Here is a 25,762-nt window from a genome sequence, read left to right on the forward strand (position 1 = left end):
GTCCGCAATTCCAGCCGCTGCCCCGATGCACGTCAGAAGTTGGGAATGTTCAACACCTGCGCGGCGGTGCGACCCAAGATGGCGACTTTGTCTGGGTTGGACAAGGGCGTGGCCAGCACATGCTCAACCGGCGCTTCGTTCCAGGGAATGGGTTGGTCGGTGCCAACCATCACCTGGCTTGCCCCCACTTGGGCCACCAGGTGGCGCAAGGCCTCGGGGGTGAACACCAGCGAGTCGAAGTACATCTGGTTGAGGTATTCGGTGGGCTTTTTCTTGAGCACCACCGTGGGGTCGCAGTTGCTGGGTGACACAAAGCAACCGTGGTCCATGCGCGGTGCGTACGAACCCAAGAAGCCGCCGCCATGGGCCGAGAGAATTTTGAGCTTGGGGAACTTGTCCAAGGTGCCATCAAAAATCAAATGCTGCAAGGCGATGGTGGTGTCCAGCGGGTTGCCAATGGTGTTGCCCAACCAGCCGTTGCCTTTGAAGCGCTTGGCCAATTCGGGCGTGCTTTGTGGGTGGATGAACAACACCGCGCCCAGCTCTTGGGCCTTGGCCCAGACCGGGTCGAACTTGGGGTTGGAAAACTCCAAGCCTTGCACATTGGCCTGGATGGCGGCGCCGCGAAACCCCGGGCGTTTCATGACCGCTTCCAGCTGCTGAACCGCCAACTCGGGGTGTTGCAGCGCGATCGACGCAAACGCCGAAAAGCGCGTCGGGTGGGCTGCACACAGCTTGGCCAAGTTGTCGTTGTTGATGCGACAAATCTCTTCGGCCAAGGCGGCATCTTTGCCATACCAAAACACATTGCTGGAGAGCACTTGCATGTCCACGCCCATGGCGTCCATGCTGTCGAGCCGCACTTGCACCGCCTCTTTGTCGGTCACCGGGATGTAGTGCTGCGGCCCGCCTTTGACGGCTCCGTTCACGCTCACGCCCTTGCCAGCCAAGGCCACGGCTTCGGGGAAGAAGCAATGGGCGTGGACGTCGATCACGCGCACACGCTGGCCGTCGATCACCACGGGCGCATGTTTGCTGCCCATCTTGGGGTGGCGGTAGTTCAAGGCCGGTTGGTTGCCCCAGTCGTTGTTGTCTGGACCCGTGGGTGTGCCTTGGGCGAAGGCGTTGTCGAGCAGGCTGCACGAGCAAAACGTGATGCCCGAAAAGACGGTGTTTTTAAGGAAGTTGCGACGTGTGTTCATGGCCAGGATCAGACCATGCCGCTCGCCGCCGGCTTGAGGGTATTTTCCCTAGCGCACCGCCGCACCGACACACGGGTGCTCAGTCGCCCAGGCCTCCGCTGCGCAGCACGCGGCGTGCGCAGGCTTGCCACAGCACCTGGGTGTTGGGTGCCCATACGGTCAGGCGGTGGCGCGCGCGCGTGAGGCCGGTGTACACCAACTCACGCGACAACACTGGCGCATCTTGGGCCGGCAGCACCAACAGCACATGCGCAAACTCTGAACCCTGTGATTTGTGCACGGTCATGGCCCACACGGTGTCGACTGCGTCCAGCCGTGAAGGGGCCACCCAACGCACCATGCCAGCCGCAGGGGCGTCGTTGGCCGAGCCCACAAACGCCACCCGCAACACGCCGTCTGGGTCGGGCAGGCACACACCGATGTCGCCGTTCATCAGGCCCAGGGTGTAGTCATTGCGCGTCACCATCACCGGGCGGCCGATGTACCAGGGCTGCTGCCCTTGACCCAAGCCCAGCGCGCGCTCGAGGTGGGCGTTGAGTTGTGTCACGCCCAGCGGGCCTTCTCGCACAGCGCACAGCACACAAAACCGCGTCAGGCTGTGCAAGAGGGCCAGTGCTTGTGCGTCGCTGCAAGGCTGACCGTCACGGTGCGGAGCCAGCAAGGCCAGCCATTCGCCCCAACCCTGGCGCACCACAGCGCCCAAGCGGGGGTCTGCGGCGTGGGTGAGTTGCAAGCGTGTCACATCGGGCGCGTCGCTCAAGGTGTCTGAGGCATCTGGAGCGGCCTGCCACAGGGCTTTGAGTTCGGCCGGGCTGTGTGCGTCGCCGCGGTTGACCGCCTGGGCCCATTGGCCAATGCCACTGCGGGCGTCAAAGCGGTGGCTGTGGGTCAGGGTGACGGTGCACTCGCGCAACAGCGTGCCGGTGCACAGCTGTGACATCACCGCCCCGGCCTCTACCGAGGCCAGTTGGTCTTTGTCGCCCAACAAGACCAAGCGTGCATGCACAGGCACCGCTTGGAGCAAACGGGCCATCATTTCCAAATCGACCATCGAGGCCTCGTCCACCACCACCACATCGGTGGCGAGTTGATGCGCTGCATGACGCTGCCCTGGGCTGCCGGTGAGATGCAGCAAGCGATGCAAGGTGTGTGCTTGGGGTGAGATGCGGCCACGCAGCTCTTGGGGCATGTGGTCCAAGGCTTGGGCGATCGACTCGGTCAAACGCGCGGCCGCTTTGCCGGTGGGCGCAGCCAGGTGGATGCGCAAGGGTTTTTCGACGGGCGCCGCACCGACCAAGGTGCTGAGCAAGCGCACCACGGTGGTGGTTTTGCCAGTGCCAGGCCCCCCCGTGATGAGGGTGATGCGGTGCGCCGCCGCCACCTCGCAGGCCCGGCGTTGCATGTCGGTCTGCGTGGGGTCCGCCAGCGCAGGGAACAAGGTGTCCAGCCGCTGCGACAAGTCGGCGGGCGCATCGCTGGGCAAGGCCAAGCGGGCCAGGAGTTGCTGGCGAATGGTCTGCTCTGCCGTCCACGCTCGGCGCAGATAGAGCTTGCCCTGCGGTTGCTGGGGGGTGATGTGCAGCACCAAGGGTTGGGTGCCGTTGGCCGATTCAAACAGGTCGGGTGTGTAGGCGCTGCTGTCGGGTTGCTGCACTTCGGCCCAGGGCAGTGAGGCGGCTGCAGCGCACAGGTCTTGCGGCAGCCCAGCGGCATGCTCGCCAGACCAACCCAGCAAGAGCGCTGCCTGGCTGTGCAAGGACGCCAGGTCCAAGCAGGCGTGCCCTCGGCTCCACTGATGGCTGGTGAGGGCCGCGAGCCAGAGGTGGCGTGGGTCGGGGCTGGCTTGCTGGCTGTGCAAGAAATTGGCAAACGCGGTGTCCAGCCCACTCAGGGGCGTGTGGGCTGTGCGCAGCCAGTCCCGTTGCAGCAAGTCGGACAGGACGCAGGCAGGGGGTGACATCACACGGAGGGCGACATCCAACGGTCAGACAGCAGCCTCACAGCAAGCGCGCCAGCAGCGCGCCGTTGCGGTTGGCTGGCAGGGGGATCCACACCCGCACGGGGTTGCCGACAGCCACCTGAATGGCTTCGCCGCTGGCGTTTTTCATGGCGGTGAGTTCAATCGTTTGGTTGCCACTGGGGTGGATGATTTCAAGCCGATCGCCGACAGAAAACTTGTTTTTGGTTTCCACCTCGGCCCAGCCGTCGGCGGTGGCTTTGACCTCGCCGACAAATTGGCTGCGGTGCGCCACCGAGTGACCAGTTTCGTAGTTTTGGTAGTCGTTGGCTGGGCGACGGTCCATCAGGCCTGCGGTGTAGCCACGGTTGGCCAGGCCTTCCAACTCGGTGATGAGTTCAGGGTTGAAGGGGCGTCCGGCCACCGCGTCGTCAATCGCGCGGCGATACACCTGGGCCGTGCGAGACACGTAGTAGAGCGACTTGGTGCGGCCTTCGATCTTGAGCGAGTCGACCCCGATTTGGGTCAGGCGTTCCACGTACTCCACCGCACGCAGGTCTTTGCTGTTCATGATGTAGGTGCCGTGCTCGTCTTCCATGATGGGCATCAGCTGGCCGGGCCGGCCTTTTTCTTCCAGCAAATAAATCTGGTCAGCCGCTGGGTGGCGTTGTCCATCGCCACACGATGAGAAGGTGGACTCGGCTTCTTGCTGTGCGGTGGCAAAGTCAAAGTCGGCTTCCATCGGGACGGCCATGGCTTCGCCGGTGTTGGGGTCGGTGGCACTGGTTTGTGTGCTGTAGCCCCAGCGGCAGGCATTGGTGCAGGTGCCTTGGTTGGGGTCGCGTCGGTTGAAGTAGCCCGACAGCAGGCAGCGTCCCGAGTAGGCGATGCACAGCGCGCCGTGCACAAACACCTCCAGCTCCATGTCTGGGCACTCTTGGCGAATTTTTTCAATTTCGTCGAGGCTGAGTTCGCGCGACAAGATGATGCGGGTCAGGCCGATTTTTTGCCAAAACTTCACGCTCGCCCAGTTCACGGTGTTGGCTTGTACCGACAGGTGAATCGGCATCTCGGGCCACTTTTCTCGCACCATGGTGATCAGACCCGGGTCGGCCATGATCAAACCGTCGGGCTTCATGGCAATCACAGGTTCGATGTCGCGCAGGTAGGTGCGCACCTTGTCGTTGTGCGGCAGCAGGTTGCTGGTGACAAAAAACTTTTTGCCCCGTTGGTGTGCTTCGGCAATGCCAATGCCAATTTGCTCGAGTCGGAACTCGTTGTTGCGGGCGCGCAAGCTGTAGCGGGGCTGACCTGCATACACGGCGTCAGCGCCAAAGTCGTAGGCGGCGCGCATTTTGTCGAGCGAGCCAGCGGGCAGCAGCAGTTCAGGGGCTTTGAGGGGGGTCATGACTTATTCAACTTCCATTTTGGCGTCGCGGACCACCTTGGCCCAACGGGGTGCTTCGGCCTTGATGAGGGCGGCAAATTGTTCGGGGGTGCCACCACCCAACTCATTGCCTTGGCTCAAAATTTTCTCTTTGACTTCCGCGGTTTGCAGCGCTTGGTTGCAGACGGCGTTGAGCTGTTTGACCAGATCCGCAGGCATGCCCTTCGGGCCCACCAAGCCTTGCCAGTTTTGCACCTCGATGGCGGGATAGCCCTGTTCGCCCATGGTGGGCACGTCGGGCAACAAGGGGGAGCGAACTTTGCTGGTGATGGCCAGAGCACGCATGCGCCCGCCCTTGATGGAGGGCATGGCGGCATACATTTGTTCGAACATCATGTGGACTTGGCCGCCCATCAAGTCGGTGGCGCCTGCGGAGCCACTTTTGTAGGGCGCATGGATCATGTCAATGCCCGCCACGTGCTCAAACAGCGCGCCGCTCAAGTGGTGCGAGCCACCAATGCCGCCTGAGGCGTAGCTGAGTTTGCCGGGGGCCGCTTTGGCGGCAGCCACGATGTCTTTGACGGTCTTGTAGGGCGAGTCCTGACGCACCATCAAAATGAGCGGCCCTTTTTCGATCAAGCAGATGGGCACGATGTCGTTGAGCGGATCGAAGTTGAGTTTTTTGAACAGGGTTTGGTTGACCGCCAAGGGGGCAAAGTTGCCCATGCCTAAGGTGTAGCCATCGGGTTTGCCTCGTGCAATGGCTTCGGTGCCAATGTTGCCGCCAGCGCCTGCTTTGTTGTCCACGATGATGGGCTGCCCCAGCAGCGCCCCCATCGCTTTGGCCACTTGGCGTGAACGGCTGTCGGCATTGCCCCCAGCGGCGTAGGGGCAGACCCACAGCACCGGCTTGCTGGGGTATTTGTCTTGTGCGTGGGCCAAGGCCGGCAGCAAAGCCGAGCCAGCGGTGGCTTGGAGGAGCGTTCTGCGTTGCATGGTGGGCCTTTGCGCGAGAAAGTGGAAAGGACTGATCATAAATCTCTGGCTTGGCCTAGGGGCCTGCCATGCACAATGCCAGGCATGACAGACAAGGTGTTGATCGCAGGAGGGGGCATTGGCGGGCTGGCTTGTGCCGTGAGTTTGGCGCGCGCTGGCGTGGCCGTTCACGTGTTTGAGCGCTCGCCTGAATTGACCGAAGTGGGCGCGGGTGTTCAGCTGGGGCCCAACGTCACACACATCTTGCAGGCCTGGGGGCTGATGCCTGATGTCCTTGCAGTGGCGGCACTGCCAGCGTCATTGCATGCACGCAACGCCAGCTCGGGCAAGGTGCTGGCCAGCTTGTCGCTCAACGGTAAAAGACCGCACGACACAGCGTCCTACGTCACCCTTCACCGCGCCGATTTGCACAGTCTGTTGCATCGAGCAGCCCAGGTGCAGGGCGTGTCGGTGCAGTGTCAGGCCCAGGTGCAAGCGGTTCAAGCCTTGAACGACGGGGTGCTGGCGCAAGTCAAGCTCGCGGGTGCTGTCCTCAATGAGTCGGCCGATGCCCTGGTGGTGGCCGATGGCGTTTGGAGTGCTTTGCGCCAACAGCTGTTGCAAGATGGCGGGCCGCGTGTGACCGGGCATTTGGCGTATCGCGCTTTGGTGGCGCAGTCTGACTTGCCAGCGCACCTGAGAACCCAAGACGTCACGGTCTGGATGGGCCCGCGTGTGCACGTGGTGCAGTACCCCGTTCGGGGGGGTGAATGGCTCAACGTGGTGTGCTTGACCGAAGGGCAGTTGGAGGGCGCGTCGCTGCACGACCTGCAAAGCTGGAACTTGCACCACACCGTGGCTCAAACCCGCGCCGATTTGACACAGGCCTTGCAGGGCACCTGCCCTGATTTGCATGATTTGGTGCAGGCGTGTGGCGACTGGCGGCTGTGGCCGCTGTGTGACCGCCCCCCCATGCAAGGGGCGCATGAGCATGTCGTGGGTTGCGTGGCCTTGGTGGGCGATGCCGCCCATCCGATGCGTCCTTATTTGGCGCAAGGCGCTGGCATGGCCCTGGAGGACGCGGCTGAACTTGGCCATCAATGGACGGCTCAAGCTGGCCTAGGGGTGGCCGCTCGCTTGCAGGCGTTTGCCCAAGCGCGTTGGCAACGCAATGCGCGCGTGCAAGCGCGCGCCATTCGCAATGGGGAGATTTTTCACCTGCGTGGTCCGATGCAATGGGCGCGGGACGCCAGCCTGCGCACGGTGGGCCCACGTTTGATGGACGTGCCCTGGTTGTACGACCACCGTTTGCCGGTTTAAGACGCGGTGAGTGGGGGCAGGTGGTGGCGACGGCGCGCCAGTTGGCAGGCATCGCTGCCTTCTTCAAACTCACGACAGGGTGAAGGACGCCACTCGTAAATACCGCAGGTGGCTTGTTGGCCAACTTGACCCATGAGTGCACCGCAGCGTGGCGGTGAGTGGTCGGTGCCACGCATGCGGCAGAGGGTGTCGGTCAAATCCAAAGCCAAACCAGAGGGGACTGCGCCGCCGTGGTCATCGCGTTCGAACACCGAGAAGTCAACCCGAAAGCTGGCGCAGCAAGCGCCGCACGCGGTGCATGCCGACATCACTGACGGCCCAGCAGCAGGTACTCCATCAAGGCTTTTTGGACGTGCATGCGGTTTTCTGCTTCGTCCCACACCACCGATTGGTCGCCGTCGATCACGTCGGCACTGACTTCTTCGCCCCGATGGGCCGGCAGGCAGTGCATGAACAAGGCATTGGGTTGGGCCACCGCCATCATGTCGGCATCGACACACCAGTCGGCAAAAGCGCGTTGGCGGGCTTCGTTTTCGGCTTCGTAGCCCATGCTGGTCCACACATCGGTGGTCACCAAGTCGGCGCCTTGGCAGGCTTGCATGGGGTCTGCAAATACTTTGAAGCATTCGCTGTGCGTGACCAAGCCGGCAATGGTGGGGTCCACTTCATAGCCACTGGGCGTGCTGACATGCACCGTGAAGCCCAGCAAGTCAGCAGCTTGCAGCCAGGTGTTGGCCATGTTGTTGCCGTCACCCACCCAGGCCACCACCCGGCCTTTGAGGCAGTCCAGAGGATGGGCTGCATCCCCTCGGTGTTCAATGAAGGTGAGCAGGTCGGCCATGATTTGGCAAGGATGAAACTCGTTGGTCAAACCGTTGATGACGGGCACCCGCGAGTTGGCCGCAAAGCGGTTGATCTTGTCTTGCCCGTAGGTTCGAATCATCACCAAGTCGACCATGCGGCTGATGACTTTGGCGCTGTCTTCGATCGGTTCTGCGCGGCCCAATTGGCTGTCGCCCGTGGTCAGGTGAACCACAGCGCCGCCCATTTGGTACATGCCTGCTTCAAAGCTCACGCGCGTGCGGGTGGATGCTTTTTCAAAAATCATCGCCAGCGTGCGATCCGCCAAGGAGTGGTGCTTTTCGTAGGCCTTGAACTTCCTCTTGATCAAGGCCGCGCGCGCGAACACGTAGGCGTACTCATCGGCACTGAGGTCGGTGAATTGCAGGTAATGTTTCAACGCGCGGCTCATGGGGCTTCGGCCAAAAAGGTTTTGATCAAAGGCAGCAGGATGTCCAGCACCTCGTCTGCTTCGGCGGTGGTCATGATCAAGGGGGGCAAGAGTCGCACCACCGTATCAGCCGTCACGTTGATGATGAGACCTGCGTCGGTGGCTTGCTTGAGTAAGACGCCGCAGGGACGGTCCAATTCGATGCCAATCATCAGGCCCTGGCCACGGATTTCCTTGACGCCCTTGAGTCCACCGAGTTCGGTTTGCAGCTTGTTGTGGAAGTGCTCGCCTACCTGGGCTGCGTTGTTGAGCAACCCATCTTTTTCCATGATGCGGATGGTTTCGACGCCAGCACGCATGGCCAGTGGGTTGCCACCAAAGGTGGTGCCGTGGTTGCCAGGCTGAAAGATATGGGCCGCTTTGGGCCCGGCCACCACCGCACCAATGGGGACGCCAGAGCCCAGGCCTTTGGCCAGGGGCATGACGTCAGGCACGATGCCGGCCCACTGGTGGGCAAACCATTTGCCGGTGCGACCAATGCCACATTGCACTTCGTCGATCATGAGCAGCCAATCGTGTTGGTCGCACAGGGCACGGACTTCGCGCAGGTACTCGGCGCGCATGGGGTTGATGCCGCCTTCGCCTTGGATGGTTTCAAAAAATACGGCCACCACATCGGGGTCGTTGCGCGTGGCTTGTTTCAGCGCCTCGATGTCGTTGAGTGGGACGCGGACAAAGCCCTCCAGCATGGGACCAAAGCCTTGTTGCAGCTTGACGTTGGCCGTGGCGCTGAGTGTGGCAATGCTGCGGCCGTGGAAGGCTTTTTCGTACACCACGATTTTGGGATGCGTGATGCCTTTGTCGTGTCCGAATTTGCGCGCTAGTTTGATCGCGGCTTCGTTCGCTTCCAAACCGGAATTGCAGAAAAACACATTGGTCATGTTGGACAACTCAACCAGTTTGGCGGCGAGTTTTTCTGCATCAGGAACGTGGAAATAGTTGCACGTGTGGATGATCTTGCCGATCTGATCTTGCAGCGCGGGTGCGAATTCGGGGTGGTTGTGACCAAGGGTGTTCACCGCGATGCCTGCCAGGGCATCGAGGTATGGTTTGCCATTGATGTCCCAGACTCGGCAACCTTGACCATGGCTGAGCGCAATGGGCAGTCGGCCATAGGTGTTCATGGTGTGCGGTGAGGCGGCTTCAATGAAAACGGACATGCGTGAACTCCCTGAAAATGAAAACGACCCAACGAAGGTTGAGCCGTTGAAGCATGATTTTAGAGGGTGCTGTGTGACAAGCCGTTGGCATTGGGCTTGGCCACTTCTTGGCCAACGGCCGTGACATTCGGGCGTCACAAGTCTTATATAAGATAGAATAGTTGTAACCCCGGTGACACGGGCAGATCCCCAGTCACCCAGAACCTGTTTTCAGCCTCTACCCGATGGTTTCCCACTCCGCCAAAGAAGTTTTTATCCTTGGAATTACCCAAGACGGAAAGACGTTCCGGCCCAGTGATTGGGCCGAGCGTTTGGCGGGCGTGATGAGCCAATTCAGACCGGGTGGGGCCGTGCCCGGAAGTCACTTGAGCTATTCGCCTTGGTGTGTGCCCAACACCCTCGACGGCAACAAATGCGTCATCGTGCACACCGATTTGCGCGACGAAGAAATCATGGCGTGGGACTTTGTGATGAACTTTGCCCGAGACAATGGCCTGCAAGTGGTGGAGGCGTGTTTGCTGCCCGACCACCCCCCAAAAAACTGAGCTCAACAAACGATCGCAACAGCCGAATGGCCCATAAAAAAACCGCTCCTAGGAGCGGTTTTCTCTTTGCTGCAGCGCACCCGATACAAACGGCGGTCTGATGGTTCAGACCGGGCTGTTTGCCTGAAAAATCAGGCGGCGGTTGCCAAGGCTTTGACCTTGGTGGAGAGTCGGCTCTTGTCACGAGCGGCTTTGTTTTTGTGGAAGATACCTTTGTCAGCCACGGTGTCCACCACAGCTTGCATCTTGGCAAAGAGTTCAGTGGCTTTGGTTTTGTCGCCAGCGAGAACGGCTTTTTCAACGTTCTTCACAGCGGTGCGGTATTTGGAACGCAGTGAGGTGTTCGCTGCGTTGATTTTGATGTCCTGGCGGACGCGTTTACGGCCCGACGCCAGGCGTGGGTTCTTTTTCTTGGGTTTGGCTGATGCCATGGTGAGAGTTCCTTAAGGGTTTGAGGATGATGCAGCAAAGCCCGCAAGTATATCAAAGCCTCCCCCATTCGTAGGTGACACCCCTCAAGGGCCCTTTGTCCCCTCGCTACACTGTGACGGTGTCTTTGTTCAAATCCGCCTCTATCGTCTCAGGCCTGACCCTGATTTCCCGCATCACAGGGCTGATGCGCGAATTGTTGATGGCTTCCATTTTTGGTGCCAATGCCTTGACGGACGCTTTCAATGTGGCGTTTCGTATTCCTAATTTGTTTCGCCGCCTGTTTGCCGAAGGGGCGTTCAGTCAGGCATTTGTCCCTGTCTTGGCCGCCAGTCGGCAGCAGCACGGGGATGAGGCCACCCATCTGTTGATCAACCAAGTGGCCACCTTGTTGCTCTGGATCTTGGTGTGCGTCAGTGCCTTGGGCGTGTTGACCGCTCCTGCATTGGTGTGGGTGATGGCCAGCGGTTTGCAGCAGGCGCCACAAGGTTTTGACATGGCGGTGGTGATGACGCGATGGATGTTTCCCTACATCGCTTTCATGTCGTTGGTGGCCTTGGCGGCAGGCGTGCTCAACACATGGAAGCGTTTTGCGGTTCCCGCTGCCACGCCGGTGTTGTTGAATGTGTCCATGATCATGGCGGCTTGGTGGGGTGGGCCATGGTTTGCGGTGTGGGGATGGCCGCCGATCTATGCCATGGCTGCGGGGGTGATGTTGGGCGGCGCCTTGCAACTGACGGTGCAACTGGTGGCTTTGCGGCGACTTGGTTTGCTGCCGCACATTGGGGTGGGTTGGCACGCGCTGCGCGAGGCGGGCTCTGCGCCCGGCCCGCAACGCATCTTGCGACTCATGGCACCTGCGTTGTTGGGCGTGGGTGTGGCGCAAATCTCTTTGTTGATCAACACCCAGATTGCGTCGCATCTGATGCCCGGCAGTGTCAGCTGGCTCAGTTATGCGGATCGGTTGATGGAATTTCCGACCGCTTTGCTGGGGGTGGCCTTGGGCGTGGTCTTGATGCCGCAGCTGTCTGCCGCCAAAGCCGCGAATGACACCGCCCAGTATTCAGACATGCTCGATTGGGGTTTGCGCTTGGTGCTTGTTTTGGCCCTGCCTTGTTCTGTGGCGTTGTTGGGATTTTCAAAACCCTTGGTGGCCGTGCTCTACAACTACGGGGCATTCGGAGCCCAAGATGTGCAGCAAACCACGTTGGCTTTGATGGGTTACGGGGTGGGTTTGTTGGGCTTGGTGGCGATCAAGGTGTTGGCGCCGGGGTATTACGCCAGCCAAGACATTCGCACACCGGTGCGCATTGCGGTGGTGGTGCTGGTCGTCACCCAGCTGCTGAACGTGTTGTTGGTTCCCTCTTTGGCGCACGCAGGTTTGGCTTTGTCGATTGGTTTGGGCGCTTTGCTCAACGCGGGTTGGTTGTTGTGGGGCCTGCGCAAAACAGGGACTTACCAACCCAGCCCCGGTTGGTGGCGTTTGGCTGGACAAGTCTCAGTCAGCAGTGCAGTGCTTGGAGCTTGGCTGCTGTGGGCCTGCGCGCACTGGGACTGGACGGCGATGCACGCCACACCTTGGTTGCGCGTGGCCCTGATGGCGGGCGTGTTGGTGCTCAGTGCGGTGCTGTACTTTGTCAGTTTGGTGCTGTTGGGGCTGAAACCGCGCACGTTGTGGCGTCGCTAAGGGAGAAGTGAAGAGATGGATTTCAAACTCGAAGTTCCTACGGCCTTGAGCTATTTTTCGTCGCTGGTGCAAAGCGATGCGCACTTTCCGTTGTTGGAAGCGGCCACCAGCTTGGCGCAAGACGAGTACCCCGAACTCGACATCCAGCAGGTGCTGGGTCAGGTAGACCAATTGGGCGAGCGCATCAAGCGTCGTTTGCCAACAGATGCCGGTGGTTTGCACAAACTGCGCTTGCTCAACAGCTTCTTCTTTGATGATTTGGGTTTTGCCGGCAATTTGAACAACTACTACGACCCTGACAACAGTTTTGTGCATGCGGTGTTGCACACGCGCCGTGGCATTCCCATCAGCTTGGCGGTGATTTGGTTGGAGTTGGCCACCGGTTTGGGGCTTGACGCTTCAGGTGTGAGTTTTCCGGGGCACTTTTTGCTCAAGGTCAAACTGCCGTTTCCACACGAAGGGCAGGTGGTGATGGACCCGTTCACCGGGCAGTCGTTGAGCAAAGAGGATTTGTCAGAGCGTTTGGCGCCCCTGCATGCGCAGACTGGGTTGGTGCGTGACGGTGATGTGTCAGATGCTTTGCTCAAGCACTATTTGCGACCTGCAACCCCGCGCGAGATTGTGGTGCGCATGCTTCGCAATTTGGACGAAATTTACATCACCCATGGCGATGTGGTGCGCCGAGCCTGGGTGAAAAAACGCTTGGGCGTCTTGTTGCCACAAGCCGACGAAAAGCCCTGATCGGGCTTTAAGCCACCACGACAGCCGGAGCTTCGCCGCGCTGCGCGATGACACCGATGGTGTGAACCTCTTCGCCCTGTTGCCGTAACACCTCGGCACAGGCGGATGCATGCGCTGCATCGACCACCACCACCATGCCAATGCCGTTGTTGAAGGTGCGGTTCATTTCGATGTCATCGATGCCCGCGGTGCTTTGGAGCCAGGCAAACAACTCGGTTTGTGGCCAACTGCCTTTGCGCAGGTGGGCCGCCAAGCCCTCGGGCAGCACACGGGGAATGTTTTCAAGCAATCCACCCCCTGTGATGTGCGCCAGAGCCTTGATGGGCTGAGTCGCCAGTGCGGCCAGCACGCTTTTCACATACAAGCGCGTGGGCGCCATGATGGCTTGCTTGAAGGGTTGGCCATCCAAGGTGGCGGGGGTGTTGGCGCCCGCGCGTTCGATCACTTTGCGCACCAGTGAAAAGCCGTTGGAGTGCACGCCGGCAGAGGACAGCCCCAGCACCACGTCGCCCACTTGGACGTTTTGTCCTGTCAAGATTTTTGATTTTTCAACTGCGCCCACGGCAAACCCTGCTAAGTCGTATTCGCCATCGGGGTACATGCCTGGCATTTCAGCGGTCTCGCCACCAATCAAGGCGCAGCCCGATAACTCACAGCCTTTGGCAATGCCGCCCACCACGGCAGCGGCGGTGTCGACGTCGAGTTTTCCGCAGGCAAAGTAGTCGAGGAAGAACAGGGGTTCTGCCCCCTGAACCAGCACGTCGTTGACGCTCATGGCCACCAAGTCAATGCCCACGGTGTCGTGCATTTGCCATTCAAACGCCAATCGCAGCTTGGTGCCCACCCCATCGGTGCCGCTCACCAAGACGGGTTCTTTGTAACGCTTGGGCACTTCGAACAAGGCGCCAAATCCCCCGATGCCGGCGAGCACACCTTCGCGCATGGTTTTTTTGGCCAGCGGTTTGATCCGTTCGACCAAGGCATCGCCTGCGTCAATGTCGACACCTGCGTCTTTGTAGGAAAGGGGTTTGTTCATAGTGGGTGAGGGTGCTTTGGCGCGACAGAGGATGCACGCCGATAGAATCGAGTGGCAATTTTAAAGCCCCTCACCCACCTGCTGTATGCAATTCACACCCGGACAACGACAAACCCTGACCTGGATGGTCATTGCGGTGATGGCGGCTTTGTTGCTGTGGTTGCTGGGTCCTGTGCTGATGCCCTTTGTGGTGGCTGCCGTGTTGGCCTATGCCCTGAGCCCCTTGGTGCGGGGTCTGCAACGCTTGTTTGCGGGACATCTGCCGGTGGTGGTGGCGGTGTTGGTGGTGGAAACTCTGTTCATCGTGTTGGTGATGGCGCTGATCCTTTTGCTGCTTCCCATCTTGGCCAACGAGGTGCCACGCATTCGCGATCAGCTGCCTGCTTTGATCCAAAGAGGGCAAGCTTTCTTGAATCCGTGGCTGCAGACCCTGGGTGTGTCGATCCAGCTTGATGCGGCCAGTCTTAAAAACTTTGTGCTGACCCATTTCAATACATCGCTTGACGAGTTGGTGTTGCAAGCTTTGGCCTCCTTGCGCATTGGCGGCAGCGTGGCCTTGGCCGTGGTTGGAAACTTGGTTTTGGTACCCGTTGTGTTGTTTTATTTGTTGCTGGATTGGCGGCGTTTTGTTCGACACATTGAGGCTTTGGTGCCCTTGGGCATGCGCGGCGCCTACGACAGCTTTGTGGCCGAGGCCGACTTGGTTTTGGGTCAGTATCTGCGCGGGCAGCTGTCTGTGATGTTGGCGTTGGCCTTGTATTACGGGCTGGCGCTGTGGTGGTTTGGCTTGGAGTTGGCGTGGCCTATTGGTGTGTTCACTGGACTGGCTGTCTTTGTGCCTTATGTGGGTTTTGGCTTGGGTTTGTGCTTGGCCACCTTGGCCGGTTTGTTGCAAATGGCTCCCTCAGAGGCTTTGTGGATGGTGGCTGTTGTGTATGGGGTTGGGCAGTTGATTGAGAGCTTTGTGTTGACGCCTCGCTTGGTCGGCGAGCGCATTGGGCTGCATCCCCTGCATGTGATTTTTGCCTTGATGGCTTTTGGCCAATTGCTGGGCTTTGTCGGTGTGTTGGTGGCCTTGCCCGTGAGCGCCGTGTTGCTGGTCGCCATTCGCCGAGTGCGCCACCAGTACCAAGCCAGCGCTTTGTACCGGGGTACCTAGACCGCATGAAGCAACTCGCGCTTGACATCGGCTTGGTCACTGGCCCCAGCTTGCACAATTTTTTAGCGGGCCCCAATCTGGCTGTGCTGCAACACCTGCAGTTGTGGGTAGGCAATGACAAACGCTCGCCAGTGCCCTGTTATGTCTGGGGGGAATCCGGCAGCGGAAAAACCCATTTGCTGCGCGGCGTTCAAGCGGCTTTGCGGGATCAGGGCTGCCCTGTGGGATGGATGGATGCTGCACAGTCAGACCCGATTGCGTTTGACGAAAAATGGCGCGTGGTGCTGCTCGATGATGTGCAACTGTACACAGCGGTGCAGCAACAAGCGGCCTTCAATTGGTTTGTCAATGCCACCACACCCGGTGACGGACAGCAAAGGTGGGTGTTGGCTGCGGGCTTGGTGCCTCCCCAAGATTTGAGATTGCGTGAAGATCTGCGCACCCGCTTGGGGTGGGGTCATATTTACCAATTGCATGTGCTGAGCGACGCTGAGCGCCGGGCAGTGTTGCGCCAACAGGCCGATGAGCGGGGCGTGTTTTTGAGCGACGAGGTGATGGACTTCATGCTCCATCGTTTCAGCCGAGACCTGGGAAGCTTGATCCAACTGCTGGACCAACTCGATGGGTATGCCTTGCAAACTCAACGCGCCATCACCATCCCTTTGCTGAAATCCATGCTTGAGAACCTGTGACATGAAACTTGCGTTGTTTGACTTGGACCACACGCTGCTGCCCATCGATTCGGATTACGCCTGGGGCGAGTTCACCATTCGCATGGGGTGGACCGATCCGGTTGAATTTGCGGCTCAAAACGACGCGTTTTACGCGCACTACCAAGCGGGTACTTTGGACATCCACGACTATGTGCGTTTTGCAACTGAAGCATTTCGCCTGCAAGGCCCTGAAAAAGCAGCTCAGGCCCATGCGCAGTTCATGCAAGAGGTGATCTTGCCTGCGATTCACCCCCGAGCCACAGCTTTGCTCGATCAGCACCGCGAGGCTGGCGATCGCCTGGTGATCGTGACCGCCACCAACGAGTTTGTCACCCGACCCATTGCACAGGCATTGGGTGTGCATGAGTTGATTGCGGTGGAGCTCTTGCGAGGTGCCGATGGTTGGTTCACGGGCGAAATCAATGGCGTGCCCTCCATCCGCGAAGGCAAGGTGCAACGTCTGCAACAATGGTTGCAATTGCAAGGATTGGATTGGGGTGATGTAGACAGCACGTTTTACAGCGACTCCAGCAACGATTTGCCACTTCTCAAACGCGTCAACCACCCGGTGGCGACCAATCCTGATGCCAAACTTCGTGCGGCAGCTGCTGCACAAGGTTGGCCGATCTTGGAACTGTTCTCTCAACAATGATCAAACAATTCATCAACAAGCTGATGGGCAAAACGTCCAGCAGCACCAAACCCTCCTTGGGCAAGCGCCATGTGGTACCTGCCAAAGTCCATGGCATCAACGTCGATTGGGTCGATGAGCGCGCTCTGAATGTGGTGCGCACCTTGCAAGACCGCGGCTTTGAGGCTTATGTGGTGGGCGGCGCTGTGCGAGATTTGCTGTTGGGCCTCAAGCCCAAAGACTTTGACGTGGCCACAAACGCCACGCCAGAACAAGTCAAGGCCGCCTTTCGTCGCGCCTTCATCATTGGGCGGCGTTTTCGCATCGTTCACGTGGTTTACGGCCGAGGACGAGAGCATGAAGTGATTGAGGTGTCGACCTTTCGCGCACACCTCGACAGCGCCGATGCCAGTCAAGTCAAAGGCAACGAGCGCAGCAGCAAGCAAGAGCTGGCCGGCATGACGCACGCCGTGGACGCCAGTGGTCGTGTCTTGCGCGACAACGTCTGGGGCCCACAAGATGAAGATGCCGCCCGCCGAGACTTCACCATCAATGCGATGTACTACGACCCAGAAACGGGCCATGTCATTGATTACCACGGTGGCATCGCGGACGCGAAGAAAAAAGTGTTGCGCATGATTGGCGACCCAGCCATGCGCTACCGTGAAGACCCTGTGCGCATCATCCGTGCTGTGCGTTTCGCCGCCAAGTTGTCGGCCTTGGGCTTCAAGCTAGAAGCTAAGACTGCTGCACCCTTGAAGCGAACGGCGAAGCTTTTGGCCGACGTGCCCCAGAGCCGCTTGTTCGACGAGATGCTCAAGTTGTTGCAAACCGGTCATGCGCTGGCCAGTGTGGAGCAACTCAAGTTGCAAGGCCTTGCCAAAGGTATTTACCCGTTGCTTGACATCGTGGTGGAGCGTGCAGACCAAGCGTTTGTGAAAACGGCGCTTCAAGATACCGACCGCCGTGTTGGCGAAGGCAAGCCAGTTGCGCCGAGCTTTTTGTTGGCGTGTGTCTTGTGGTCGGACGTGCGCGAGGCTTGGGCAGATCGGCGCGTCAAACAACCGCCGTTTCCTGCGTTGCAAGATGCGATCGATGAAGTGTTTGAGTCTCGCATTGGTGACGTGTCGGGCCGTGGCAAGCTCGCCGCAGACATGCGCGAGATTTGGATGATGCAACCTCGTTTTGAAAAGCGGGTGGGCAGTGGCCCGTGGAGCCTGGTGGAGCAAGCACGTTTTCGTGCGGGTTTTGACTTCATGCGCTTGCGCGCCGATGTGGGCGAAGTTGATGTGGTGCTGGCTGACTGGTGGCAAGAGTTCAGCTTGGCTGATGACGCCACCCGCGAGGATTTGTTACAACAAGCGCGCCAAGAAAGCCAAAAGACGCCGCGTACGCCGCGCGTCCACTCGGTGCGTCGGGCGGACAAGCCAGTAGAAGATCCGCGGTTTCGGGAAGATGACGCGGTCTCCTCGGGTGAGGGTGTTGACGCCGATGCTTCCCCGAAGAAGCGCCGTCGTCGCAGACGCAAGCCTTTGGGCGATGTTGGTGGCCCGCCCGCTGCCGAATAAGCCGAGGCCTCGCCATGTCAGATGCTTCCGTCATGGCATGTGTGGCTTTGGGCTCCAATTTGGGTGATGCCCTAGGAACTGTGCGCCAAGCCTTGCGTGATCTTGCGTGCTTGCCCGAGACACAAATTCTTAAAATATCGTCCTTGTACTGCAGTGCGCCTTATGAAGCACAAGGATCAGACTTCATCAATGCCGTGGCGTTGTTGAAGACGCAACTCAGCCCATTGGCGTTGTTACACAGCTTGCAGGCCTTAGAGCTACAAAGTGGCCGAAAGCGCAGCTACAAAAACGCGCCGCGCACGCTGGACTTGGATGTGATCTTTTATGGCGATGTCGTTTTAGATTCGCCGGAGTTGACCTTGCCGCATCCGCGTTGGACGCAGCGTGCTTTTGTCTTGCGGCCCCTGGCCGAGGTGTGGCCTGAACGGGTCAGTGAATTCCATCTCGAAGGTGTGCGAGACCAAGTGATTCGGCAGATATAACTTATTTTCGGATTGAAAGTTAGCGCTAATTAGGTCTTGCCTGAATAGTAGAAAGTTGGAAACTCAAGTTGTCTCTCAGCATAAATCACTCAGAAATTTTTCGAGCTTCTTCGATCTGATACTCGAAGTAGCGCTGAAAGCTGAACACGATGCTCGACATGAGCACAGTCGCCCCAATCAGCAACGACACCACAATGACACCAATGGTGCCCCAATGGGTCTGTCCAGCAGGGTCCTCAACATCGGCCTGTGGGTTGAATTGGCGGTTCCAAACTTCCGTTGTCATCAAGGCGTACACAATGGCATTGAGCGCACACGCAGCGATGGTGAATCCAAGCAATGGAATGAGCCACCAACTGGCCATGTCATCCAAGCCGTTTTCTTGCACCCGTTCAATGCCATAGAGTCCCAATGCGGTCGGGATAGGCAGCAACCATCCGAGCGTGTCATTGAAACCAAAAAGGTAAAAGCGATGCAGGCCCAACGGGCCACCTAGGAAGGTTGTCCAAGCGGCAATGGTTTTGTTTTTCATGGCCGAAGTGTAGACGGCTATAATGGAGAGCTTTTCAGCGTGTCGCAGGCCGGGTGGCCTTAGCGCGTGTCTCAAACGTTGAAAACACCCACCCACCCGAAGGATTCATCATGGTCGTCATCCGACTCTCCCGCGGCGGCTCTAAAGCCCGTCCGTTTTTCAACATCGTTGTGGCTGACAAACGCGTTCGTCGCGATGGTCGCTTCATTGAGCGCATCGGTTTTTACAACCCGATTGCCAAAGGCGGCGAAGAAGGCCTGCGCATTGCGCAAGACCGACTGGCCCACTGGACTGGCGTTGGCGCTCAATGCTCGTCCACCGTCGAGCGTTTGATCAAGCAAGCTGCCAAAGCAGCCGCTTAATTCGCCATCCAGCATGGCAATTAACTTGGGCTTGGAGCCTGCAGATTTACCTGCAGACGCCGTTGAAGTCGGGCGAATTGCCGATGCATGGGGCATCAAGGGCTGGTTCAAAGTCTTGCCCTACAGCGCTTCTCCGGAAGCGCTTTTTTCTTCCAAGCGTTGGTTTTTATTGCCCGCTGAAAAAGGTGCCAAGACCTTTTCAGGCACGGTCCTCTTGAAAATCATCGAGGCCAAAGAGCATTCCGACACCGTGGTGGCCAGTGCTCAAACGGTCCAAGATCGAACTGCCGCCGAGGCACTCAAAGGCGCCCGCATCTTTGTGGCTCGGTCTAGTTTTCCTACGCCTGAAGCTGACGAGTATTACTGGGTTGACTTGATTGGGTTGGATGTTTTCAACCGAGAAGGCATTGCCCTGGGGCAAGTGAAAGAGCTTTTGCATACGGGCCCACAAACCGTGTTGGTGCTCAGCTATGCCGAGGCCGATGCTGTCAAAGAACGCATGATTCCTTTTGTTGGCGTCTACATTGATGCGGTAGATTTGGCCGCGCGACGCATCACTGCCGACTGGCAGCCCGATTACTGATGTGCCCGACAGGGGTCAGCCGTGCGTTTTGACGTCATCACTTTATTTCCCGAACTGTTTGAACCGTTTTTAACCTGCGGTGTGACACGGCGTGCCTACGAGTCAGGCGCTGTGGATGTCCGGTTGTGGAATCCACGAGATTACGCACAAGGCAATTACCGTCGCGTCGATGACCGCCCCTTTGGTGGAGGCCCTGGCATGGTGATGATGGCCGAGCCTTTGCAAGCCTGTTTGGAAGCCATTCGTGGTGATCGCGAACAAGGCCGTGAGATTGCGCCATTGGTGCTGTTCTCGCCCACAGGAGACGTGATACGCCATGCTTTGGTCCAGCGCTGGTCTGACAGTGCTGGTGCGGTGTTGCTGTGTGGCCGTTACGAGGGCATTGACCAGCGGTTTATTGAGACACATGTCGACCTTCAAATTAGTTTGGGTGACTTTGTCCTGTCCGGTGGTGAAGTGGCCGCCATGGCCCTGCTCGATGCCGTGGCACGTCTGCAACCTGGCGTTCTCAATGATGAAGGTAGCCACCAGCTGGACAGTTTTAACCCTGCGCTGGATGGTTTGTTGGATTGCCCGCACTACACGCGACCCGAGGTGTGGGAGGGACAAGGGGTTCCGGCGGAGTTGCTGTCTGGACATCATCTGCACATCGAGCGTTGGCGGCGTGACCAGCGCTTGTTGTTGACAGCTCGGTTACGCCCGGAGTTGATTTTGGCCGCGCGTGCTGCGAATAGCCTAGGTGTTGCAGACGAGGCTTTCTTGGCAGCTCAGAAATCGCTATAATGGTGGGCTTTTCGATCCTCTGATCGGCCGCTTCTAGTCACCGTACCAGAAGCCTTTTGTGTAGCGCGATCAAGATCTTTAGAGGAAACCATGAACCTGATCCAAACCCTTGAGGCAGAAGAAATTGCTCGCCTCGGTAAAACCATTCCAGAATTTGCACCAGGCGACACAGTCATTGTGAGCGTCAACGTGGTTGAAGGCACGCGCAAACGTGTTCAGGCCTACGAAGGTGTGGTGATTGCCAAGCGTAACCGTGGCCTCAACAGCGGCTTCACGGTTCGCAAAATCTCCAGCGGCGAAGGCGTGGAGCGTACTTTCCAAACCTACAGTCCCTTGATTGCCAGCATCGAAGTCAAGCGTCGTGGTGATGTGCGTCGTGCCAAGTTGTATTACTTGCGTGACCGCAGCGGTAAGTCGGCACGTATCAAAGAAAAATTGGTCAGCAAATCGGCTGCAGCTTCCAAAGCCGCTGCCGCTGCACAGTAAGCAGGTTAAATCCTTTCGCTGTCTGCGACCCACTGAGCCACCCCAAGTGCCAAGCTTGCGGTGGCTTTTTCAATGTCTAAACCCATCTCTTTCGACCCCCTGCAAGTTCCGGTGATTCGGGTCGATCACCATCTCCCGCCCGTGCCTGTGTTGCAACTCACGGCGCATGCCTTGGCCGAGAGATTTGCCCGTCCTCCACAGTGGGAGCCAGAGTTGGTGCGTGAACGCGCCTTCATCGACCGTGAGCCCGCGGCTGCGGCGGTGTTGGTGGGTATTGTCATGCGCGATGAGCCCATGGTGCTGCTGACACAACGTACCGCGCATTTGTCGACACATTCGGGGCAAATTGCTTTTGCCGGGGGTAAGTCTGACCCAGAAGATGTGGATGCTGTCGCGACCGCTTTGCGTGAAGCGCAGGAGGAGGTCGGGCTCGAGGCTCGGTATGTCCAAGTGTTGGGCCAATTGCCCGTTTACATCACGGGATCTGCTTTTCATGTCACACCCGTCGTGGCTTTGATTTCTCGCGACATGACTTTGCAGCCAAATCCGTTTGAGGTTGCCCACGCGTTTGAAGTCCCACTGTCATTTTTGATGGACCCTGAGAACCATCGTTGGCACCGCGTTGAGCATGATGGCGTTCGCCGTGAATGGCTTTCCATGCCCTACCAAGATGGCGAGCATTTGCGTTTCATTTGGGGTGCTACCGCGGGGATGTTGCGTAATTTGTACCGTTTCTTGCAGGCTTGATTCATAAGCTTGTCGTGCCCGCTATCATCAACCCATGAGTTTTTTGGCCCTGCTCTTTGCATTGTTGATTGAACAAGCACGCCCTTTGTCGTCGGACAACGGCTTGCGTCGTTTGCTGCGCAACTGGATCTCTTGGGCCAGTCGCACTTTAGACGCTGGGCACCCACAATTGGCTTGGACCACATGGTCTTTGGCCGTCGGTGTTCCGACGTTGGTGACCTTGGTGGTTCATTGGCTGCTGATGTATTTTTTAGGCTGGCCTGTGGCCATGGTATGGAGTGTGTGTGTTCTGTACGCTTCATTGGGCTTTCGTCAATTCAGCCACCATTTCACAGACATTCGCGATGCGCTGGATGCCGGCGATGAGCGGCTGGCACGTGAGTTGCTCGCCCAATGGCAGCATGTGTCGGTGGGCAGTTTGCCGCGCAGTGAACTGCTGCGTCACGTGATTGAGCATTCTGTGCTGTCAGCGCATCGCCATGTATTTGGCGTGTTGGCTTGGTTCTCGGTTTTGGCGGCTTTAGGCCTCGGGCCTGCGGGTGCCGTTTTCTACCGCATGAGCGCTTGGGTCTCGCGCGCCTGGCAAACCTCGTCGCAGACCCAAAGCGGGTGGGTCAGTGAACCTCTTCAAGTGGCTGCCCAAGTGGCTTGGTACCGGGTTGACTGGTTGCCTGCACGGGTGACCGCTTTGGCGTTTGCGGTGGTGGGTAATTTTGAGGAAGCCATAGATTGTTGGCGAACCCATGCACAACGTTTTCCAGACGACAACAACGGCGTTGTGTTGTCTGCGACGGCAGGCGCCTTGAATGTGCGCTTAGGGGGCGAGGCCTTGAACGCACAGACTGCCCCTGAAGATGCGTTGCTGAGTGACGCTTCCTTGCCCAATGAAGACAGCGAAAGTACACCCGGTCGCGCCCCTGAACTGGCGCATTTGTCGAGCGTGGTGGGGTTGGTATGGCGCACCGTGGTGTTGTGGATGGTGCTGTTGGCTTTGCTGACCTTGGCTCGTTTATTGGGTTAGTCAGACACTGCGCTCAGTAGTGGGTAGGCTGCGTCAGTTCTGCAAATAACAAACCATACAAGCGGTAACGGGAGGCATGGATGGTGCCTTGGGTGACTGCATCTCGAACGCCGCAGCTGGGCTCATGCAAATGCGTGCAGTTGTAGAACTTGCAATGCGTCACGTGGGGTTTGAAGTCTGGCATGTAAGCTGCCAGTTGCATGGCATCGATGTGATGCAGGCCAAACTCTTGAAATCCAGGTGAGTCAATCAATCCCGTGTGGCGCTCCCTGTTCACCCAATGCCATGTGGTTGCTGTGGTGGTGTGTTTGCCTGAGTTGAGTGCGCGTGAAATTTCACCAGTTGCGACTTTGGCATCAGGAATCAAGGCATTGACCAAGGTACTCTTGCCCGTGCCTGAGGGGCCCAGCACCAAGGTGGTTTTGTGATCCAGCAGCTCTGGCAAGTCACTCAGATCTCCAAGCTTGAGGGACAAAGACAATACCGTGTAGCCCATGGTCATATAGGGCGCCAAGCGCGCCAGGGCATGTTCAAACAATGGCGTCAAGTCACGTTTATTCAATGCAATCACAGGCTTGATGTGTTCGGCTTCTGCGGCAATCAAGGCCCGCGCGAGTTGCATCTCAGAGAATTCTGGTTCGGCCGCGAGCAAGATCAACACCTGGTCTAAATTGGCTGCAAAAGACTTGGTGCGCATTTCATCTTGCCGGTAAAACAAGTTGTGGCGTGGTTCGACTTTTTCAATCGTCCCTTCATCTTCGCTGGTCAACCATTGCACATGGTCACCCACCACGACCTGACTTTTTTTACCGCGGGGGTGGCAGATGCGACGTTGTCCATCGGGCGTCTCCACGACACAGTGTCGTCCGTGGGTGGCGATCACCAGGCCGCTGAGCGTCATGCGGAGATCCGCGCCATGCGTTGGGATGCAGGTGGATGAGAGTAATAAAAAGCCACAAACCATGGGTCAGGCGTGAGGGTGGCCGCGTTGTCTTGGTAGAGCTTGAGGAGCGCACTGCACAAGGCTGTGGCCTTGCTGTTGGACACGGCATAGGCATCGGCCTCAAACTCGAAGCGGCGTGAGCGTCGTGCCGACAAAGGCGACACAAAGAAAGTCACCAGTGGCAGGGTCAACATGAACAAAAGAAGAGCCAACGCGCTGTTGCTGCCATTCAAATTGGGCGATACACCTAGGCCGGTATAAAACCAAACTTGCTCAGACAACCAGCCCAGCAAGGCCAACCCGACCAGGCTGACTGCAAAGCTGGTGAGCATCATTTTCAAAATATGACGGTGTTTGAAATGCCCCAACTCATGCGCTAGCACCGCTTCCATTTCGTCGCCACTGAGTTGCGCCAGCAAAGTGTCAAAAAACACCACCCGTTTGGCTGAACCCAAGCCCGTGAAAAACGCGTTGGAGTGGGCCGAGCGTCGGCTGCCATCCATGACAAAAAAACCCTTTGCAGTAAAACCCGAACGCGTCATCAGAGCCGTCACACGCTCTTTCAGTGTGGCGTCTTCAAGTGGCGTGAACTTGTTGAACAGGGGCATGATCACGTTGGGCGCAATCCACATCACCAACAATTGGTAGGCCACCAGTGCCGCCCATGCAAACAACCACCATGCGTCACCACCGGTGTCCATCAACCAAAGCACCAAAGCCAAGATAGGTAGACCCAAGACCAAACCCACCAGCAGACCCTTGAGCAGGTCGCTGACCCATAAAGCGGGCGTGGTGTGGTTGAAGCCAAACCGTTGTTCGATACCAAAGGTTTGATACAAGGTCAGGGGTAAGCCAATGACGCCACCAATCAAAGCAAAACTCACCACCAACACCAGCTGCTGGGTCATGCTTGCACCTAACCAATTCAACGTCAATTGGTTGAGCGCATCCAAACCACCCAGCAAGGTCCAACCCATGATGAGCACGGCATCCAGGCCCATGTCTATCAACCCCACACGGGCTTTGGCCAGCGTGTAGTCCGCCGCTTTTTGGTGGGCATCTAAAGAAATGGTGCTGGCAAATGCGGCGGGGACGGCCATCCGGTGTTGTGCCACATGACGCACTTGGCGCCCACTGAGCCAGAGTTTGGTGAGTAGGTTGGCGAGCAATACAACAGCCAGTGCAGCCGTCATCGAAAGGGAAGGGTTCATCATGGTGGGGGAGTTTAGATGAACCGCTTCAGCCGATGGGCGACAATGCCAACCCATGTCTGATGTTGTTTCACCCACCCCCGTGCCAAGCTTGGCGAAATCTGATCTGAATTTGGTCTGGCTCGATTGCGAGATGAGTGGCCTCGATCCTGAACGAGAGCGCTTGCTCGAAATTGCCGTCATCGTGACGGGCCCTGACCTCACTCCGCGCATTGAAGGTCCTGTGCTGGTGATCCATCAAAGCGATGAGCTGTTGGGCAAGATGGATGCTTGGAACAAAGGCACCCACAAAAAGAGTGGCTTGATTGACAAGGTCAAAGCATCCACGTTGACGGAAGAGCAAGCCCAAGAGCAACTCGTGGCCTTCTTGAAGCCCTATGTCTCTAAAGGCGTCTCACCGATGTGTGGCAACACCATTGGTCAAGATCGCCGGTTTTTGAACAAGTACATGCCTAAGCTGGAAGCCTGGTTTCACTACCGCAACTTGGATGTGAGCACCTTGAAAGAACTCTCGCGCCGATGGAAACCTGAAGTTTTCAATGCCTTCAAAAAGGCCCAAAAGCACACGGCTTTGGCCGATGTGCATGAGTCCATTGACGAACTGATGCATTACCGCGAGCACTTTTTGAAACTTTAATTCGGGTTTCCCCGGATCTGTGCCATAATTCGGTTTGCTGCACACGATGATGTGTACGCTTTATCGCACATCTACCTCACACACAAGGGCTCACACAGTGAGCCGCCCGCGCCGAGCACGGCGTAGAACTTCGTTTGATGGTTGATGTTGTTCAACCCTCGACGGAGCCGCCGC

Annotated in this window: 27 protein-coding genes and 1 pseudogene; 16 read left to right on the forward strand and 12 right to left on the reverse strand. The window is 58.1% G+C overall.

Features of this window, described 5'->3' with window-relative positions:
* Positions 1-32: 32 nt before the first annotated feature.
* The 4 genes from ACKWJN_RS12585 to ACKWJN_RS12600 form a co-directional block, all read right to left on the reverse strand.
* Positions 33-1,202, reverse strand: coding sequence for an amidohydrolase family protein (locus ACKWJN_RS12585; RefSeq protein ID WP_408597409.1), 1,170 nt, complete (start codon positions 1,200-1,202; stop codon positions 33-35).
* Between the two features lie 79 nt (positions 1,203-1,281).
* A complete protein-coding gene (recD, locus tag ACKWJN_RS12590; RefSeq protein ID WP_408597411.1) occupies positions 1,282-3,162 on the reverse strand; it encodes an exodeoxyribonuclease V subunit alpha in 1,881 nt (626 codons plus the stop codon).
* 37 nt (positions 3,163-3,199) lie between these two features.
* On the reverse strand, positions 3,200-4,567 hold the full coding sequence (gene yegQ, locus ACKWJN_RS12595) for a tRNA 5-hydroxyuridine modification protein YegQ (RefSeq protein WP_408597413.1): 1,368 nt from the start codon (positions 4,565-4,567) through the stop codon (positions 3,200-3,202).
* Positions 4,568-4,570: 3 nt separating this feature from the next.
* Positions 4,571-5,542, reverse strand: a complete 972-nt coding sequence (locus ACKWJN_RS12600; protein WP_408597415.1) for a Bug family tripartite tricarboxylate transporter substrate binding protein — start codon at positions 5,540-5,542, stop codon at positions 4,571-4,573.
* Between the two features lie 84 nt (positions 5,543-5,626).
* Between ACKWJN_RS12600 and ACKWJN_RS12605 the strand changes: the two genes are divergently transcribed.
* Positions 5,627-6,841 (forward strand): FAD-dependent monooxygenase, encoded by a 1,215-nt coding sequence (locus tag ACKWJN_RS12605; RefSeq protein ID WP_408597417.1) that lies wholly within the window; start codon positions 5,627-5,629, stop codon positions 6,839-6,841.
* Here ACKWJN_RS12605 and ACKWJN_RS12610 read toward each other — a convergent pair.
* The 3 genes from ACKWJN_RS12610 to ACKWJN_RS12620 are packed head-to-tail and all read right to left on the reverse strand — an operon-like array spanning position 6,838 to position 9,292.
* Positions 6,838-7,149 (reverse strand): YkgJ family cysteine cluster protein, encoded by a 312-nt coding sequence (locus ACKWJN_RS12610; protein ID WP_408597419.1) that lies wholly within the window; start codon positions 7,147-7,149, stop codon positions 6,838-6,840. The two genes, ACKWJN_RS12605 and ACKWJN_RS12610, sit on opposite strands and share 4 nt — an antisense overlap.
* Complete coding sequence (argF, locus tag ACKWJN_RS12615; RefSeq protein WP_408597421.1) at positions 7,149-8,093, reverse strand: ornithine carbamoyltransferase; 945 nt, start codon at positions 8,091-8,093, stop codon at positions 7,149-7,151. The genes ACKWJN_RS12610 and argF overlap by 1 nt, the downstream gene beginning before the upstream one ends.
* Positions 8,090-9,292 carry an aspartate aminotransferase family protein gene (locus ACKWJN_RS12620; RefSeq protein WP_408597423.1) on the reverse strand — a complete coding sequence of 401 codons (1,203 nt, stop codon included), beginning with the start codon at positions 9,290-9,292 and terminating at the stop codon, positions 8,090-8,092. Before ACKWJN_RS12620 ends, argF begins: the two co-directional genes overlap by 4 nt.
* A 224-nt stretch (positions 9,293-9,516) precedes the next feature.
* On the opposite strand from ACKWJN_RS12620, the gene ACKWJN_RS12625 reads away from it, so the two are divergent.
* Entirely contained in the window at positions 9,517-9,837 is a 321-nt protein-coding gene (locus ACKWJN_RS12625; RefSeq protein WP_408597425.1) for a DUF3579 domain-containing protein, read from the forward strand.
* Positions 9,838-9,968: 131 nt separating this feature from the next.
* Here ACKWJN_RS12625 and rpsT read toward each other — a convergent pair whose 3' ends face one another.
* The gene (rpsT, locus tag ACKWJN_RS12630; RefSeq protein ID WP_408597427.1) at positions 9,969-10,268 is read right to left on the reverse strand and encodes a 30S ribosomal protein S20; all 300 of its coding nucleotides are present in this window, start codon (positions 10,266-10,268) and stop codon (positions 9,969-9,971) included.
* Positions 10,269-10,387: 119 nt separating this feature from the next.
* Between rpsT and murJ the strand changes: the two genes are divergently transcribed.
* Together murJ and ACKWJN_RS12640 are read left to right on the forward strand one after the other, a co-directional pair.
* A complete protein-coding gene (gene murJ / locus ACKWJN_RS12635) occupies positions 10,388-11,953 on the forward strand; it encodes a murein biosynthesis integral membrane protein MurJ (RefSeq protein ID WP_408597429.1) in 1,566 nt (521 codons plus the stop codon).
* A gap of 15 nt (positions 11,954-11,968) precedes the next feature.
* Positions 11,969-12,679, forward strand: a pseudogene (locus ACKWJN_RS12640) (SirB1 family protein); the annotation flags it as partial.
* A 22-nt stretch (positions 12,680-12,701) separates the two neighbouring features.
* On the opposite strand, the gene purM reads toward ACKWJN_RS12640, so the two are convergent.
* On the reverse strand, positions 12,702-13,730 hold the full coding sequence (gene purM, locus ACKWJN_RS12645; protein ID WP_408597431.1) for a phosphoribosylformylglycinamidine cyclo-ligase: 1,029 nt from the start codon (positions 13,728-13,730) through the stop codon (positions 12,702-12,704).
* A gap of 85 nt (positions 13,731-13,815) precedes the next feature.
* Between purM and ACKWJN_RS12650 the strand changes: the two genes are divergently transcribed.
* From ACKWJN_RS12650 to folK, 5 genes are read left to right on the forward strand one after another with little or no spacing between them, the layout of a single operon-like run.
* Positions 13,816-14,889 (forward strand): AI-2E family transporter, encoded by a 1,074-nt coding sequence (locus tag ACKWJN_RS12650; RefSeq protein WP_408597433.1) that lies wholly within the window; start codon positions 13,816-13,818, stop codon positions 14,887-14,889.
* A gap of 5 nt (positions 14,890-14,894) precedes the next feature.
* Complete coding sequence (hda, locus tag ACKWJN_RS12655) at positions 14,895-15,581, forward strand: DnaA regulatory inactivator Hda (RefSeq protein ID WP_408597434.1); 687 nt, start codon at positions 14,895-14,897, stop codon at positions 15,579-15,581.
* Position 15,582: 1 nt separating this feature from the next.
* Positions 15,583-16,254, forward strand: coding sequence for an HAD family hydrolase (locus ACKWJN_RS12660; RefSeq protein WP_408597436.1), 672 nt, complete (start codon positions 15,583-15,585; stop codon positions 16,252-16,254).
* Complete coding sequence (gene pcnB, locus ACKWJN_RS12665) at positions 16,251-17,801, forward strand: polynucleotide adenylyltransferase PcnB (protein WP_408597438.1); 1,551 nt, start codon at positions 16,251-16,253, stop codon at positions 17,799-17,801. The genes ACKWJN_RS12660 and pcnB overlap by 4 nt, the downstream gene beginning before the upstream one ends.
* Positions 17,802-17,815: 14 nt before the next feature.
* Complete coding sequence (folK, locus tag ACKWJN_RS12670) at positions 17,816-18,283, forward strand: 2-amino-4-hydroxy-6-hydroxymethyldihydropteridine diphosphokinase (protein WP_408597440.1); 468 nt, start codon at positions 17,816-17,818, stop codon at positions 18,281-18,283.
* 85 nt (positions 18,284-18,368) lie between these two features.
* On the opposite strand, the gene ACKWJN_RS12675 is transcribed toward folK, so the two are convergent.
* On the reverse strand, positions 18,369-18,815 hold the full coding sequence (locus ACKWJN_RS12675) for a hypothetical protein (protein ID WP_408597441.1): 447 nt from the start codon (positions 18,813-18,815) through the stop codon (positions 18,369-18,371).
* Between the two features lie 110 nt (positions 18,816-18,925).
* On the opposite strand from ACKWJN_RS12675, the gene rpsP reads away from it, so the two are divergent.
* The 6 genes from rpsP (at position 18,926) to ACKWJN_RS12705 (ending at position 22,797) form a co-directional block, all read left to right on the forward strand.
* Positions 18,926-19,177 (forward strand): 30S ribosomal protein S16, encoded by a 252-nt coding sequence (gene rpsP, locus ACKWJN_RS12680; protein WP_408597443.1) that lies wholly within the window; start codon positions 18,926-18,928, stop codon positions 19,175-19,177.
* Positions 19,178-19,190: 13 nt separating this feature from the next.
* The gene (gene rimM, locus ACKWJN_RS12685) at positions 19,191-19,760 is read left to right on the forward strand and encodes a ribosome maturation factor RimM (RefSeq protein WP_408597445.1); all 570 of its coding nucleotides are present in this window, start codon (positions 19,191-19,193) and stop codon (positions 19,758-19,760) included.
* A 21-nt stretch (positions 19,761-19,781) separates the two neighbouring features.
* Positions 19,782-20,543 (forward strand): tRNA (guanosine(37)-N1)-methyltransferase TrmD, encoded by a 762-nt coding sequence (trmD, locus tag ACKWJN_RS12690; RefSeq protein WP_408597447.1) that lies wholly within the window; start codon positions 19,782-19,784, stop codon positions 20,541-20,543.
* Positions 20,544-20,633: 90 nt separating this feature from the next.
* Positions 20,634-21,029 (forward strand): 50S ribosomal protein L19, encoded by a 396-nt coding sequence (gene rplS, locus ACKWJN_RS12695; protein ID WP_108282983.1) that lies wholly within the window; start codon positions 20,634-20,636, stop codon positions 21,027-21,029.
* A gap of 72 nt (positions 21,030-21,101) precedes the next feature.
* On the forward strand, positions 21,102-21,776 hold the full coding sequence (locus ACKWJN_RS12700) for a CoA pyrophosphatase (RefSeq protein WP_408597449.1): 675 nt from the start codon (positions 21,102-21,104) through the stop codon (positions 21,774-21,776).
* 34 nt (positions 21,777-21,810) lie between these two features.
* On the forward strand, positions 21,811-22,797 hold the full coding sequence (locus ACKWJN_RS12705; RefSeq protein WP_408597451.1) for a CobD/CbiB family protein: 987 nt from the start codon (positions 21,811-21,813) through the stop codon (positions 22,795-22,797).
* 13 nt (positions 22,798-22,810) lie between these two features.
* On the opposite strand, the gene rsgA is transcribed toward ACKWJN_RS12705, so the two are convergent.
* Both rsgA and ACKWJN_RS12715 read right to left on the reverse strand, forming a co-directional pair.
* Positions 22,811-23,698: a ribosome small subunit-dependent GTPase A gene (rsgA, locus tag ACKWJN_RS12710; protein ID WP_408597453.1), complete on the reverse strand. Its 888-nt coding sequence runs from the start codon at positions 23,696-23,698 to the stop codon at positions 22,811-22,813.
* Positions 23,695-24,951 (reverse strand): M48 family metallopeptidase, encoded by a 1,257-nt coding sequence (locus ACKWJN_RS12715; RefSeq protein ID WP_408597460.1) that lies wholly within the window; start codon positions 24,949-24,951, stop codon positions 23,695-23,697. Before ACKWJN_RS12715 ends, rsgA begins: the two co-directional genes overlap by 4 nt.
* Before the next feature lie 55 nt (positions 24,952-25,006).
* Here ACKWJN_RS12715 and orn point away from each other — a divergent pair, with 55 nt between their 5' ends.
* Positions 25,007-25,588 carry an oligoribonuclease gene (gene orn / locus ACKWJN_RS12720; RefSeq protein ID WP_408597455.1) on the forward strand — a complete coding sequence of 194 codons (582 nt, stop codon included), beginning with the start codon at positions 25,007-25,009 and terminating at the stop codon, positions 25,586-25,588.
* Positions 25,589-25,762 lie beyond the last annotated feature (174 nt).

The organism is Limnohabitans sp. (assembly GCF_046052825.1).
Taxonomy (GTDB): domain Bacteria; phylum Pseudomonadota; class Gammaproteobacteria; order Burkholderiales; family Burkholderiaceae_C; genus Limnohabitans.